We start from the raw sequence: 13,835 nt of genomic DNA, 5'->3' as shown, positions 1-13,835 counted from the left end.
TCTGGCAACCACTGGACTACGGTTCCGGTCTGGTCCCGAGCGTGAGTTCGACCGTTTCCTGTGTGCCGTCTCGCTCGACCAGTACGTCAACGGTCTCGCCGGGGCTGGTCTCCAGCGCGAGAAAGCTTCCCAGCGCCTGCCGCGTCGGCGTCGGGGTGTCGTTCATCTGCCTGACCACGTCACCGCCAGTTGGGATCGCGGTCCCTGAAATCATCGTCTCCCCGTCGCTTCCCTGCAGAACGCCCGCCGCTGGACCATCGCTGACGACACGGGTGATGTACACCCCCGACCCGGGGTCCAGATTGTTCGCCTCGGCGACCCGCGGCGTCACGCTCTGGAGGCCGACACCCATGTACGGGTGGTCGTAGTCGCCGGTCTGGATGAGCGACGGCACGACGCGCTGGGTGAGCGGGGCGGAGATGGCGAACGCGACGTTGTCGCCGCCGCCAGAGTTGATGACACCGACCACGTCGCCATCAAGCGTGACTAGCGGCCCGCCGCTGTTGCCCGGATTGACCGGTGCGTCGGTCTGGACTGCGTCCGCGATGGAGAAGTTGTTTGCGCTCTGGAGCGTGCGGTCGACGCCGCTGACGATGCCCGCGGACACTGAGCCGGACAGTCCGAAAGGGTTCCCGATAGCGACGACTTCGGTTCCGACGATAGGTTCGGTCTCGACAAACGACAGGGGTGTCACGTCCGGCGTCGCACCGATGCGGAGAACCGCCAGGTCGCTGTACACGTCTGCGCCGACGACGGAGGCAGCACGCCAGCCGGTGTCAGCAAAGCGGACGTAGTATTCGTCCCCGCCCGCGACGACGTGTTCGTTCGTGACGATGTGTTCGTCGTCGATGAGGAAGCCGCTCCCTTGCCCACCACGGGAGTCTTCGGCGTACACTCTGATCGAGACGACGGCGTCAGCCACCTCTTGATAGACGTCGGTGTAGACGCTGTCGGACTGCGCGCCCGCGTCGGCCGACGCCGACTGATCCGCGCTGCTGCCGTCCGAATCGCTGCTGGTCCCAGGGCTCTGACAGCCAGCCGTGGTCGCGACGGCTGTCCCGAGGGCCCCTAACATCGCCCGGCGAGTGAGAGATTGCTTCATACTGGGGCGTAGGCCTGGGCCGCGAAAAAGGCACGGACAGGACGCTTTGCCGCAACCGGATCGCGCGATTGCTGTGCGCTCTGGCTTTCAGTTCGCCCTCGAAAACGGGCATAAACTACAATCGTCCCGATAGCATATCGGGGGGCATGGCAGAGGATTCATCGGGAACGAAAACACCGACACCGGGGTTCGTGTTGCCCGGTCTGCGATGTGGTGTCGAGATGGCACTCGTCGGGACAATCGTGTTGCTCATCGGCCTCCCGACCGAGGAACCGATACGGCTGGGAATCGTCTTCCTGTCGGCGCTACTGGCGATGACAGTGATACTGTTCTGGGCGGTCGGCAGGCATATGCGGCGCTGGATTCGGTACGCACAGGGCAAGCCGACGCGGACGACACCGTTCGACTGAGGGGGCGGCTGACCCAGCCGGCTCCACGGTCGATATCGGCTGAGTTAATAACAAAACTGGATATGCTTATTAATCAATCCCAGATGGAGCGGTAGTTTTAGCAGTTGAATTAATAAGAACGGGTGGCCTAGCACTGGTAATGACGGAGTCCGACGGCTGTTCGGATGGCAATGGCTGTGGCTGCTCGAACCCTGATGGTCACCCGACAGCGACGGACTCACACGATGGGGTCCACGTCGCACAGCTATCCGTCCCGGAGATGGACTGCCCCTCCTGTGCGGGAAAGGTGGAGACGAGTGTCCGCGAACTGGCGGGCATCGTGGCCGTCGACCCACAGGTAGCAACGGGCCGGCTCACCGTCGAGTACGACGAGGCCGAGACGGATATGGACGCGATAGCGGCGCGCGTCGACGCGGCGGGCTACACCGTCGCGGACGACGGCAGCGAGACGCTTCAGTTCGGGGTCCCGGAGATGGACTGTGCATCCTGTGCCGGCAAGGTCGAAAGCGCGCTCGGCGGGGTCGACGGCATCAGAAGCGTCGAAACACGCCCGACTACCGGAACAGTCGTTGTCACGTACGACCGGAACGCGACGACGGAGGGAGACATCGTGGCGGCAATCGAGAGCGCCGGCTACGAGGTGACGGAGACGACGGGCGAGGACGACACGGGGACCGGACAGCCGGACGAGGACGGCTCGCTCTGGACCAGTTCGCGGGCGCTGAAGACGTGGGTCAGCGGCGTGTTCGTGGCCTTCGGCCTCCTCTTCGAGTTCCTACTGTCCGGGGCGAACTCGCAGGTCGGGAGCGTCTTCGGGTCGCCGCTGCACGTCGCCGACATGCTCTTTCTCATCGCGGTAGCGACGGGCGGCCAGGAAATCCTGCGTGGCGGCTACTACTCCCTGCGTAACCGGAACCTGGACATCGACCTGTTGATGTCCATCGCCATCCTGGGCGCGCTCACCGCCAGTCTGGCCTTCGGTGAGGCACTGTACTTCGAAGCCGCGACGCTGGCGTTCCTGTTCAGCGTCGCGGAACTGCTGGAACGCTACTCGATGGACCGCGCGCGGAACTCGCTTGCGGAGCTGATGGACCTGTCGCCAGACGAAGCGACGGTCAAGCGCGACGGAGCCGAGGAGGTAGTACCTGTCGACGACGTGCAGATCGGCGATATCGTCGTCGTCAGGCCCGGCGAGAAGATTCCGATGGACGGCGAGGTCGTCGACGGAACTAGCGCGGTGAATCAGGCCCCGATCACCGGCGAGAGCGTCCCGGTCGACAAGACCGAAGGTGACGAGGTGTACGCGGGAACGATCAACGAAGAGGGGTATCTGGAAGTGCAGGTCACAGCGGCGGTCAGCGATAACACGCTCTCGCGAATTGTCCAGATGGTAGAGGACGCCCAGTCCAACAAGACCGAGCGCGAGCAGTTCGTCGAGCGCTTCTCGGCGTACTACACGCCGGTCGTCGTCGCCTTCGCCGTCCTCGTGACGCTTTCGTCCCCCGCCGGATTCGGGGTGGCGTGGTCGACTGCCGTCGTGTATGGCCTGACGCTGCTGGTGCTGGCCTGTCCTTGCGCGTTCGTCATCTCGACGCCGGTCTCGGTCGTCTCGGGCATCACCAGCGCCGCGAAGAACGGCGTGCTCATCAAGGGCGGAAACCACCTCGAAGCGATGGGCGCGGTCGACGTGGTCGCCTTCGATAAGACGGGCACGCTGACGAAAGGCGAACTGACCGTCACCGACGTAATTCCACTGAACGGGAACACCGAAGCGGAGGTCCTGCAGTGCGCCCGCGGCCTCGAACAGCGGAGCGAACACCCCATCGGCGAGGCCATCGTCGCTAGGGCGGGAGCTGCCGACGTCGAGAGCGCCGAAATCGACGACTTCGAGAGCATTACCGGCAAGGGCGTCCGGGCAGACCTCGACGGGACGCCACACTACGCCGGGAAGCCGGGGCTGTTCGAGGAGATCGGTTTCGACCTCTCACACGTCCACGCCACCACCGATGGCGGCGGCGTCACGAAAACGGCCCAGCAACTCTGTGAGCGCAACAACTGTCTGGACCTGCTGGACGACGCTGTCCCTGAGCTTCAGGCCGAAGGGAAGACGGTCGTCATCGTCGGGACAGAAGACGAGATAGAGGGTATCATCGCCGTCGCCGACGAGGTGCGCCCGGAAGCGAAAGCCGCCATCTCCCGGCTCCGCGAGCTGGGCATCGAGCGGACGGTGATGCTTACCGGCGACAACGAACGCACTGCGGGAGCCATCGCCCGAGAGGTCGGTGTCGACGACTACAAGGCCGAACTCCTGCCCGACGAGAAAGTCGCCGCTATCGACGATCTCGTCGAAGAGTACGACGGCGTCGCGATGGTCGGTGACGGTATCAACGACGCGCCGGCGCTGGCGAGTGCAACCGTCGGCGTCGCGATGGGGGCCGCCGGCACGGATACGGCCCTCGAAACGGCCGATATCGCCCTTATGAGTGACGACCTCTCGAAGCTCCCGTACCTGTACGAACTGGCAAACGACGCCAACGGCGTCATCCGGCAGAACATCTGGGCCAGCCTGGCGGTCAAGGCCGGACTCGCACTTGCCGTGCCGTTCGGCGTCGTTCCCATCTGGGTCGCCGTGCTCGCGGGGGACGCCGGGATGACGACGGCCGTGACCGGGAACGCGATGCGCCTCTCGCGGGTCCGGCCGGAGAGCGACGACGGTTAGATATCGCCGGCGCGAATATCCGCGATTCGCTGGCGGTCATACAGCGTCTCTTCCTCGTCGAACTCGTCCGGGAACAGCTGTTTTGCGGCGCGTTCTGTCTTCGAGAGGTTGATAATCGGTCCCTGATACATCCCGCCAGCCGGGTACACAGCGCCGTTCTGTACGGCAGTGAGCTGGCTTGCCGTGTCGTGATCCTGCAGAAACGATCGGTACGTGTCCTCGAACGCCGAATCTGTCCGATGGGTGTCCGTGTACAGCAACAGCACTTCCGGATCGATCGCAAGGAGTGGCTCGTAATCGATCGTTCCCCGGTCGGATGTGAAGCTCTGGATTTCGCTCCCCGCGAGCGCGTCGCTCACACCGAGGTCGCGCCAGTGCTTGTACGCAGTCCGGTCCCCGAGTCGGTACGGATAGAACGTCTCCGGCTCAGTCGAGCCCGGCGAGAGAAGTGCGACCTCCGGGCGCTGGTCTTCCCGGGGAAGTCGTTCCTGCAATCGGTCGAGGAACTCTTCGTGGAGATTCGAGAGTGCCCGGAACCGGTCCTGTCGCTGGAACACCGCGGCTACCTTCTCGGTCGCTTCGTACAGGCTGTAGTACGGATAGTCCTCGTGCCAAGAGTACGTCGAGAAACTGGTGTTCCCACAGAACGGGCCGACGCGTTGGTGCATCTCCTCGACATCCGACCGATCCCAGTTCGGGATGAGGTTCGCCATGTAGTTGGGGTCGATGAAGTGAACACCGGCGTCGATTTCGAGTAGCAGTTCCTTCGAGATACCGTCCTGCCAGAGTGAAACCATGCCCTCTTTTGACGGTGAAAGTCCCGGCACGTCCTCGTAATGCCACGTACGGTACTCCCCGGTGAGAACGACTGCACTGGGTTTGGTCAGACCGAGTGCGACACCCATATCGGCCCAACTGGCGTTTTCTGCGACCCACGTCTGTGGTACTGTCTCGAACGCCACCTCTCCCACTGGTTCGACGGTGATGCGGTAGGGTTTGTCCGTGGCCGCCGTATCCACCGGTTCGGATTCCGTTGCTGTTGTTGCGGCCGTTTCCGTGGCGGTCCCCGAATCCGGCGAATCTGAGCCGCTGCTTCCAGTACATCCAGACAGCAGTCCACCAGCGATGACCGTGCCGCCGCAGGCGACGTATTCACGTCGTGTCAGCTCCGACTGGTCATCTGAATTACTTGGCATGGCTTTAGGCTAGCCTAAAAGTTATAAAACGGCTTCGGTTCCTGTCCCCAGAGCGTTCCCATTGAACTGCAGTTGCCTGTGGGCTCTGTACCAAACGGACAGACAGAGAATGCTCTGAAAGACCTTTCGGATACCCGTCATGACTGATTGCTGCCAGCGATGATCGCTGGGCACCGGTCTCTCGATTGAACACCTCCAGGTTCGTCCTACTGTAATATTAAGTAGACGCCCCGAGTAGCGTGTATCCGGTATGGAACTCACATGGTACGGCCATTCGACGTGGCACGTGACAGTCGACGACACCGAATTGCTCATCGACCCGTTTTTCGATAACCCACACACAGACACCGACCCCGAGGAACTGGACCCGGACTACGTGCTGTTGACCCACGGCCACGCGGACCACATCGGCGACGTGGACCGCTACGAGGGCAGCGGGCTCGTGGCGACGCCGGAAGTCGTCGAGTACTGCGAGGACAACTTCGGCGAGTTCGACGCCGTCGGCGGCATGGGGATGAACCTCGGCGGCACCGTCGAGATCGGCGACGCGTTCGTCACGATGCACCGGGCCGACCACACGAACGGCATGGACACCAGCTACGGCACGAGCGGTGGGATGCCGGGCGGGTTTATCATCTCCGATACGAAGCCAACCCAGGTCAGCGACGAGGAGTCGACGACGTTCTACCACGCCGGCGACACCGGCCTCATGACGGAGATGCGCGACGTCATCGGGCCGTTCCTCGAACCGGACGCCGCGGCGGTGCCGGTCGGTGACCACTTCACGATGGGGCCGATGCAGGCCGCCGTCGCCGTTGACTGGCTGGACGTCGACCACGCGTTCCCGATGCACTACGACACGTTCCCGCCCATCGAAATCGATACGCAGGACTTCGTGAACGAGGTCAAAGGCACCGGCAGCGACGCCGAGGTCCACGTCCTCGACGGCGACGAGAGCTTCGAGCTTTAATCCGGTCGTTCCACGTCGGTCACGGTAAATCGCGCGCCGCCGTCCTCGCTGTCATCGACGGACAGCGACCAGCCGTGTTCTTTTGCGATCCGGTTGGCGATGTAGAGGCCGAACCCGCTGTTTTGTTTCTCTGACGCGTACCCCGCCTCGAACACCCGCTCCCGGGGCGAAACATCGACGCCGGGGCCGTCGTCCGCGACGAAGAACCCCGTCGAGGTGGCCCCGACGCGAATTGCGACGTCTGTGCCGCCGTGTTCGACGGCGTTCGAGAGCAGGATCTCGAGAAACAGGCGCATCGACTCTGCGTCCGCCAGCAGTCGCCTGTCGGATGTCACTTCGAGCGATGCGGCTTCGAGCGATAGCGAACTCCACACGTCCCAGACGACCGTCGAGAGCCACTGTTGTTCGGGCTCGAACGCTGGCGAATCGCTCGATGCCAGCGAGACGACCTTGTCGACGATACCGGAGAGTCGGCCGATTGACTGCTCCACAGCGTCGATGTGCTCGTCGTCGGCCTCGACCTGTGAGAGATGGCCGGTCGACACCTGGAGTTCGTTTCGGAGTTCGTGTGCGGCCAGCAGCGCCACTTTCCGGAGGCGTTCGTTTTGCTGTCTGAGGAGCCGTTCGCGCTCCTTCTGTTCGGTGATGTCCTGTGTAATCCCGATGAGGCCGGCCAGCTCGTCGGTTTCGTCGTACCAGGGGACCTTCGACGTTCGGAGGTGTTTCCCCATGGACGGCGAGAACTCGTGGATGTCGAGAATGTCGGTCCCGTCGTTGATGACCTGTAAGTCGTCCCCGCGTGCCGCATCCAGGTACGTCGCCCCGGCGGGGAGCCCGTCTTCGTCCCGTCGGCCAAGCAGTTCCGGGGGTGCGTACGACGAATCGTTGAGCAACAGATAGTGCCTGTCAGTGTCTTTTACGTACAGGTGCTCGGAGTTCCGTTCGAACATCGTGGCGAGAATCGTCTCCGGCCGGGAAGCCGGTCGTGTGGCCATTGTCTCACTGTTTTCGAGTGCCGCACCGATTGCGGCTACCAGTTCCGGTGAGCCGAGATCGTCGTCAGCAACCGTCTGAATATGGTCTCCGCGGTCCGCCTCACTGCCGTACATTATAATCGGAAGGTTCGGGTAGAGGCCGGTGGCCGCCTCTGCCATATGTCCACCTGCCATGTCCCCACACGTCACCGGGACGACGAGGCAACCAACCGCGGTACGTAGCAGTGTCGTATCGACGCATTCGGGCTTGGTTGTCTCGACTGTTGCGTCGATTGCTGCCTGTTCAAGCGCCGCCTGTAACTGCTCTCCGGCAGCAGTCTCGACAGCGATGAGGAGGACGGTCGGCGGGGACATCAACACGCCCACGATTTGCACTGTGATTGTAAATAGGTTTAGTAGTCATGATAGAACTGGAACAGGATACAACAGCGGGACGAGCCCCTACAACTAATACTGGCCAGCGCCGTCCGCAGTGGCCGGTCGTCTTCTGGGTTGGCCCGCTAACTGGACTGACTGGTGGTTATAGGGCACGCTCGTATCCCAATGGTGATCCCCAGACCAGAGAACTGTGCGGTGATCGCCGATAGGAAGGGCCGTCAGCAGGACAGTCGATAGCCAATAATGATGCTCAGGTGAAAGGAGTCATAACATCCGAGTATCCGGACAGCGTATGGGCAGGTGTGTCCGAAACGTACGTGTGTGCCCGATGCCAGGACGCCATCGAGCGGGACTTCGAGGTTCGGTCGATTATCAGGACCTGCAGCGAGTGCGGCGAGAACGGACGGTTCCTCCACAGGTCGCTGGTCGAATCGCTCTCTGCAATCGCCGCTGAGAACCGGCCGGACGGCTGGGACCAGATGACACTGGACGAGCGGTTCGAAGCGGCGCTGAAAGAAGGGCTTATCACGGTCACACGGACGTGAGTCAGCGACTCACTTGACGATACTATCGGGGCTAGACGGCCTGTCCTGTGATTTGAGGCTGTGACCGGTTCGGCTTAGTCCCACTTCGCGCCGGGGTTCGTCACCGCACCGTTGGCCGCGGAACCGAAGTCGCTGTGGTACTTCGCTAGCACGCCGCTGTCGTACGTCGGTTCCGGATCGTAGTCTTCGAGGCGCTGTTCGATCTCGGCCTCGGTGAGATCGACCGACAATTCGGTGTTGTCGATGTCGATAGTGACGGTGTCGCCGTCTTCCAGCGCGGCGATTGGGCCGCCGACGAACGCCTCGGGGGCGACGTGACCGATAGAGAAACCTCGGGTCGCGCCGGAGAAACGGCCGTCGGTGAACAGCGCCACGTCCTCGGCGTGACCCTGGCCGGCGACAGCCGACGTCACGCCCAGCATCTCGCGCATGCCGGGGCCGCCCTGTGGCCCCTCGTTGCGGATACAGATCACGTCGCCGGACTCGACGTGGCCCTCCTGCACGTACTCCATGGCTCCTTCTTCCTGTTCGAACACGCGGACCGGTCCCTCGTGGTGGAGGTGGTCTTCGCCGGTGATCTTGATGACTGCACCGTCGGGCGCGAGGTTGCCCGAGAGAATGCGGATCGCGCCGCGCTCGTGGATCGGGTCGTCGACAGTGTTGAGATAGTCCACGTCGAGGTCCTCGACCGTTGGCGGATCGATCTGTTCGAGTTCCTCCGCAATCGTGTTGCCCGTGACGGTGAGCGCGTCGCCGTGGAGCAGGCCGGCGTCGTTCAGGGCCCGCAACACGACCGGGACGCCGCCGACCTCGTGGAGGTCGTTCATGACCCGCTCGCCGCCGGGCTGGAGGTCGGCGATCTTGGGCGTCCGGGCGCTGATCTCGTTGAACGTCTCGATGTCGAGGTCGATGCCGGCCTCCGCCGCGAGCGCGAGCAGGTGGAGGACGGCGTTGGTCGAGCCGCCGACCGCGACCTGCAGTGCGATGGCGTTCTCGAAGGATTCGCGGGTGAGGAAATCGGAGGGGGTGCGGCGCTCCTGTACCACTTCGACGGCAAGTTCGCCGGCCCGACGGGCCTCCTCGTAGCGGGACTCGTGTTCGGCCGGCGGGGAGGCTGACCCGAGCGGCGCGAACCCGAGCGCCTCGGAGATAGAGGCCATTGTGTTGGCGGTGAACATCCCACCACAGGAGCCCGCACCGGGGCAGGCGTGTCGCTCCATCTCGTCCAGTTCGCCCTCGCTCATCTCGCCGTCGGCGACCGCACCGACGCCCTCGAAGACGTTCTGGATAGTGACCTCACGCCCGTCGTGCTCGCCGGGCATGATCGACCCGCCATAGAGGAAGACGCTGGGCAGGTCCGTCCGGATAGCGGCCATCATCATCCCGGGCATGTTCTTGTCACAGCCGCCAATGGTGACGATGCCGTCCATGCGCTCGCCGAAGGTGACGAGTTCAACGGAATCGGCGATTATCTCGCGGGAGATGAGCGACGCCTTCATCCCCTCGGTCCCCATCGAGATGGCGTCGGAGATAGTGATGGTCCCGAACTCGATGGGCATCCCTTCGGTGTCGTCGATGCCGTCGTAGGCAGCGTCCGCAACGTCGTCGAGGTGGACGTTACACGGCGTGATGTCGGCGGCAGGGTTCGCGATGCCGATCATCGGCGAGGACAGGTCCTCGTCGTCGTACCCCATCGCGCGGAACATCGCGCGGTGGGGGGCCTTCTCGTACCCCTCCGTTACTTCAGTACTTCGGAGGTCCGGGTCTTTCTCCGGACGCTCTTGCCGTTCCTGCTTGCTCATATTTGAGCGATGCCGTGAGCAACCTTAAATAACTTGTAGTCGCGGTACCGTCCCACATGGAGCGCGGCGAAACCGACCGGTGGCAGTAGCTTCTTTTCTGTCGGGGACCTCCGCCGCCGTATGCCGACGGTCACGACCGCCGCGCGACTCCACTTCGGGTTTCAGAACCTCTCGCTCGCCCACGAGCGCCTCTACGGCGGCGTCGGGCTTGCCCTCGATGAGCCGCGGCTATCCGTCGAAGCGACACGGGCCGACACGGTCCAGTGTGACGATCCGGCGACCGAGCCGTACGTCCGGCGCGTCGTCGACGCGCTCGACGTACCGGGTGCTGCTGTTTCTGTCGAGGAGCGATTCCCGCGACACGTCGGCCTCGGGAGCGGTACACAGCTCTCGCTGGCGACACTCATCGCCGTCGTTCGGGCTTACGACCGGACCGCTGACGCACGGACGCACGCGCCACAACTGGGACGGGGTGGCCGGAGCGGCGTCGGCGTAGCTGCGTTCGAATCGGGCGGCTTCATCGTCGATGGCGGTCATCCGACCGAGCGGTTCACCGCCGAGCCGCCAGCCGAGGGCGACTGGGACGTGCCGCCGGTCTTGGCCCACCACGACGTGCCCGCACACTGGCGCTTCGTCATCGTCGTTCCGGACACCGACCCCGGCCAGAGCGGGGCGGCAGAGGACCAGAGCATGCGACAGGCCGTCGAACGCGCCGACCCAGGCATCGCCGACGAAATATCGACGTTACTGACTCGCCGGGTCCTCCCCGCGATTGCCACCAGAGACCACAGCGACTTCGGGCAGGCCGCGGCGCGGCTGGGCCGACTCAACGGCGCGTGGTACGCTGACGAACAGGGCGGGGTCTACCGCCCGCCCGCCGGCGCACTGGTCGATTCGCTGGCGAGCGCCCCGGTCATCTCCGGGGCTGGCCAGAGTTCCTGGGGACCGACCGTCTGGGGGCTGACGACAGCGGACTACGAGTCTGAGGCCCGTGATGCGGGTGTGCTCGCACTCGATACGGCCGATGTCGATGGAACGGTTCGTGTCGTCGCGCCCCGGAACACCGGTGCGTCGCTGACTGAATAGGGGCCGAGTCTTCGACTCTTGATCTTCGCCACCGCACAAGCGACGACTCTTGCAGCCGCCAGTGCGGTTATCCGTCTCGGCAGCAAACCCCCGTCGATGACTGCACTGTTCTCACCGCTGGAACTCCGCGAGACGACAGTCCCGAATCGCGTCATGGTCTCTCCCATGTGCCAGTACTCCTGTACGGCCCGCGACGGCCTCGCCACCGACTGGCACCGCACACATCTCGGTTCTCGTGCCGTTGGCGGCGCGGGGCTGGTCATGACTGAGGCGACCGCCGTCGAAGCCCGTGGCCGCATCTCCCCGGAAGACTTGGGGATCTGGAGCGACGAGCACGCGGCGACGCTAGAACCGATTACGGAGTTCATTAGCGAACAGGGCAGCGTGCCGGGCATTCAGCTGGCCCACGCTGGCCGGAAAGCCTCCATCGAACGACCGTGGGATGGACACGACCCGCTCCAGCCCGACGACGGCGGTTGGGAGGTCGTCGGCCCGAGCGACGACCTGTGGCCGTACGAGGACGAAGAGGCCCCACCGACGACAGCACTCGACCAGGACGGTATCGAGGCTGTCATCGATTCGTTCCGTGCCGCCGCCGAGCGTGCACTCGACGCCGGCTTCGAGGTTGCAGAGGTCCACACCGCTCACGGCTACCTCCTGCATCAGTTCCTCTCACCGGTGACGAACCACCGCGAGGACGACTACGGCGGCGACTTCGAGGGCCGCACGCGGCTGACACGAGAGGTCACCGCTGCTGTCCGCGACGTCTGGCCCGACGACAAGCCCGTGTTCGTCCGTATTTCGGCGACGGACTGGCTCCCCGACCGCGACGCATGGACCGTCGAGGACTCCGTACGACTCTCGGACCGACTCGCCGACATCGGTGCGGACTTCATCGACGTGAGCGGCGGCGGCATCCACCCCGAGTCCCGCCCCGACTACGCCGGCCCGAACTACCAGCTTCAGTACGCAGAGCGGATTCGAGAGGAAACCGAGTCGGACATCGCCGTCGGCGCTGTCGGCGGCATCACGACGCCCGAACAGGCCGAGGCCGTCATCGCCAACGACCGGGCCGATATGGCTATCGTCGGCCGCGAACACCTCCGGGACCCGTACTTCACGATGACTGCTGCGAAGGAACTCGACGCGACCGACGAAATCGAGGGGCCGCCACAGTACCGTCGCGCCTGGGGCTTCTGACTGCCCTACACCTTATCGAGGTCGAGGTCGACGGCGTACCAGTCGAGCACGAGCAGGAAGACAGCGCCGACGGCACCAGCGGCGACGAACGCGATGAGGACGTCTGTCGAAAAACCCACTTTTTCCTGAACTTCCACGACAGGGGCGCGCAGCGCGCCGACGACGAGCGCGACGAGAAACGCGAGCGTGGCCCGGCGGTTGTAGGCAAGCGCCCGACGGACGACGCGCGCGATGGTGAACAAGCCGACGAGCCCGCCGAGAATGAACGTCACGACCGGCACAGCGGTCGTAGTCACGTCTTCGGTTGGGCCGCCAGTAACGAGCGCGATGAGTGCGTCGACGAACTCGCTGAGGGCCGTCGACATGCGGGTGTACTGGCCGAGGATGATGAGCAACAGCGACCCCGAGATGCCGGGCAGAATCATCGCACTGACGCCGACCATGCCGGCGAAAAAGACCAGCGCGAGACCGCCACCGTTTGTAGCGGCTGTCGACACCCCGGACACGTAGAACGCGAGGAGAAAGCCGACGACCCCGGTCCCTATCTGGAACGGGGAGTCGACTGTGAGACTTCGCAGTAGCACTATCGCTGAGGCGGCAATGAGTCCGAAGAAGAATCCAAAGAGGAGCGCTGGTGTTTCCTGGCTAGCGATGTGGACGATTCGTGTCACGATGACGACGGCGGTGGCGACGCCAGCGACCAGCGCGAGAAGGAACCAGATATCTACTTCGAGGAGTTCGGAAAACGCGCCACGGATATCGACACCGCCGTCAACGGGAGCGAGTGCGCGTAAAAACCGAAGTATCCGGCCCGGGGTGAAGGCAGTAATCGCGGCGATGAGTCGCTCGTAGACTCCGGCGATAAGCGCGATTGTCCCGCCGGAGACGCCGGGGACGCCGTCGGCACTGCCCATACAGAGGCCGATGAGAAACGTTCGAAGCCACGCACGAAGCGGCGGCACCGAGCCCCGAATCGTCGGCAGGTCACTCGGGTTTCGGTCAGGACGGGTGGTCATCACTGAACGCTTCCACCATCACGCTGAAATCCCTTGTGGAGTCTCGTCGTGTCATGGAAGCATCACAACGATTGAAACGGGGCTGGACAGGCAGTCCGTGACAGCCTTAGCTCCGCTGGGATAGCGTGAGCACGCCGTTCCTGAGTGTCTTGGCTGCGTCAGCAGCCGGCAGGTCGATATCGAACTCCGTCTGGAGGTGCGGGGCGTCGACGGCAACGATCGCTTCCGTTCCAATGACGTCGACTGTCACGTGGTCGTCGCTAACCTGCAGTGAGTCGAGGTCGACGGCGACCGTCCAGCCGTCGTCGTGGTCGGTGTGCGAGACGTGTAGCGGCGACCGTTCAGTTTGTGCGTCCATTCGTCATCCATGCGTACGTGTTACATACATAAAGGTCCACGTTCGGCGCGCGCCAATC

General features: G+C 63.8%; 12 protein-coding genes. 6 read left to right on the top strand and 6 right to left on the bottom strand.

The genetic code is table 11. The features are described 5' to 3' along the window. Positions 1-16: 16 nt before the first annotated feature. Positions 17-1,102, bottom strand: coding sequence for a S1C family serine protease (locus tag C444_RS12735; RefSeq protein WP_049909480.1), 1,086 nt, complete (start codon positions 1,100-1,102; stop codon positions 17-19). 146 nt (positions 1,103-1,248) lie between these two features. Here C444_RS12735 and C444_RS12730 point away from each other — a divergent pair, with 146 nt between their 5' ends. Together C444_RS12730 and C444_RS12725 are read left to right on the top strand one after the other, a co-directional pair. Continuing rightward, positions 1,249-1,512, top strand: a complete 264-nt coding sequence (locus C444_RS12730; protein WP_004593310.1) for a hypothetical protein — start codon at positions 1,249-1,251, stop codon at positions 1,510-1,512. 139 nt (positions 1,513-1,651) lie between these two features. Next, the gene (locus C444_RS12725) at positions 1,652-4,231 is read left to right on the top strand and encodes a heavy metal translocating P-type ATPase (protein WP_004593309.1); all 2,580 of its coding nucleotides are present in this window, start codon (positions 1,652-1,654) and stop codon (positions 4,229-4,231) included. Here the strand turns inward: C444_RS12725 and C444_RS12720 are convergent. Continuing rightward, positions 4,228-5,427, bottom strand: coding sequence for an ABC transporter substrate-binding protein (locus C444_RS12720; protein ID WP_004593308.1), 1,200 nt, complete (start codon positions 5,425-5,427; stop codon positions 4,228-4,230). The genes C444_RS12725 and C444_RS12720 overlap by 4 nt on opposite strands. 250 nt (positions 5,428-5,677) lie before the next feature. Here C444_RS12720 and C444_RS12715 point away from each other — a divergent pair, with 250 nt between their 5' ends. Beyond that, complete coding sequence (locus C444_RS12715; protein WP_004593307.1) at positions 5,678-6,397, top strand: metal-dependent hydrolase; 720 nt, start codon at positions 5,678-5,680, stop codon at positions 6,395-6,397. On the opposite strand, the gene C444_RS12710 is transcribed toward C444_RS12715, so the two are convergent. Then, entirely contained in the window at positions 6,394-7,746 is a 1,353-nt protein-coding gene (locus tag C444_RS12710; RefSeq protein WP_004593306.1) for a sensor histidine kinase, read from the bottom strand. The genes C444_RS12715 and C444_RS12710 overlap by 4 nt on opposite strands. A 326-nt stretch (positions 7,747-8,072) precedes the next feature. Here C444_RS12710 and C444_RS12705 point away from each other — a divergent pair, with 326 nt between their 5' ends. Next, the gene (locus tag C444_RS12705; RefSeq protein ID WP_004593305.1) at positions 8,073-8,315 is read left to right on the top strand and encodes a hypothetical protein; all 243 of its coding nucleotides are present in this window, start codon (positions 8,073-8,075) and stop codon (positions 8,313-8,315) included. Positions 8,316-8,389: 74 nt separating this feature from the next. On the opposite strand, the gene ilvD is transcribed toward C444_RS12705, so the two are convergent. Beyond that, on the bottom strand, positions 8,390-10,117 hold the full coding sequence (gene ilvD, locus C444_RS12700; RefSeq protein WP_004593304.1) for a dihydroxy-acid dehydratase: 1,728 nt from the start codon (positions 10,115-10,117) through the stop codon (positions 8,390-8,392). A gap of 120 nt (positions 10,118-10,237) precedes the next feature. On the opposite strand from ilvD, the gene C444_RS12695 reads away from it, so the two are divergent. Beyond that, positions 10,238-11,203, top strand: a complete 966-nt coding sequence (locus C444_RS12695; RefSeq protein WP_004593303.1) for a beta-ribofuranosylaminobenzene 5'-phosphate synthase family protein — start codon at positions 10,238-10,240, stop codon at positions 11,201-11,203. A gap of 96 nt (positions 11,204-11,299) precedes the next feature. Further along, complete coding sequence (locus C444_RS12690; protein ID WP_004593302.1) at positions 11,300-12,403, top strand: NADH:flavin oxidoreductase/NADH oxidase; 1,104 nt, start codon at positions 11,300-11,302, stop codon at positions 12,401-12,403. A 5-nt stretch (positions 12,404-12,408) separates the two neighbouring features. On the opposite strand, the gene C444_RS12685 is transcribed toward C444_RS12690, so the two are convergent. Beyond that, positions 12,409-13,419: a DUF368 domain-containing protein gene (locus C444_RS12685; protein WP_004593301.1), complete on the bottom strand. Its 1,011-nt coding sequence runs from the start codon at positions 13,417-13,419 to the stop codon at positions 12,409-12,411. A 106-nt stretch (positions 13,420-13,525) separates the two neighbouring features. After that, on the bottom strand, positions 13,526-13,777 hold the full coding sequence (locus tag C444_RS12680; RefSeq protein ID WP_004593300.1) for a DUF7127 family protein: 252 nt from the start codon (positions 13,775-13,777) through the stop codon (positions 13,526-13,528). Positions 13,778-13,835: the final 58 nt, after the last annotated feature.

Origin of the sequence: Haloarcula japonica DSM 6131 (assembly GCF_000336635.1) — an archaeon.
Taxonomy (GTDB): Archaea; Halobacteriota; Halobacteria; order Halobacteriales; family Haloarculaceae; genus Haloarcula; species Haloarcula japonica.
Note: the sequence above shows the minus strand (reverse complement) of the source record. Positions and strands in the feature narration are given on the sequence as shown.

Bases quoted from the DNA above. Each gene is read 5' to 3' on its own strand.
- C444_RS12680 (WP_004593300.1), bottom strand. From the start codon at position 13,777: ATGGACGCACAAACTGAACGGTCGCCGCTACACGTCTCGCACACCGAC.
- C444_RS12685 (WP_004593301.1), bottom strand. From the start codon at position 13,419: ATGACCACCCGTCCTGACCGAAACCCGAGTGACCTGCCGACGATTCGG.
- C444_RS12695 (WP_004593303.1), top strand. From the start codon at position 10,238: ATGCCGACGGTCACGACCGCCGCGCGACTCCACTTCGGGTTTCAGAAC.
- C444_RS12720 (WP_004593308.1), bottom strand. From the start codon at position 5,427: ATGCCAAGTAATTCAGATGACCAGTCGGAGCTGACACGACGTGAATAC.
- C444_RS12735 (WP_049909480.1), bottom strand. From the start codon at position 1,102: ATGAAGCAATCTCTCACTCGCCGGGCGATGTTAGGGGCCCTCGGGACA.
- C444_RS12715 (WP_004593307.1), top strand. From the start codon at position 5,678: ATGGAACTCACATGGTACGGCCATTCGACGTGGCACGTGACAGTCGAC.
- C444_RS12725 (WP_004593309.1), top strand. From the start codon at position 1,652: ATGACGGAGTCCGACGGCTGTTCGGATGGCAATGGCTGTGGCTGCTCG.
- C444_RS12690 (WP_004593302.1), top strand. From the start codon at position 11,300: ATGACTGCACTGTTCTCACCGCTGGAACTCCGCGAGACGACAGTCCCG.
- C444_RS12730 (WP_004593310.1), top strand. From the start codon at position 1,249: ATGGCAGAGGATTCATCGGGAACGAAAACACCGACACCGGGGTTCGTG.
- C444_RS12710 (WP_004593306.1), bottom strand. From the start codon at position 7,746: ATGTCCCCGCCGACCGTCCTCCTCATCGCTGTCGAGACTGCTGCCGGA.
- ilvD (WP_004593304.1), bottom strand. From the start codon at position 10,117: ATGAGCAAGCAGGAACGGCAAGAGCGTCCGGAGAAAGACCCGGACCTC.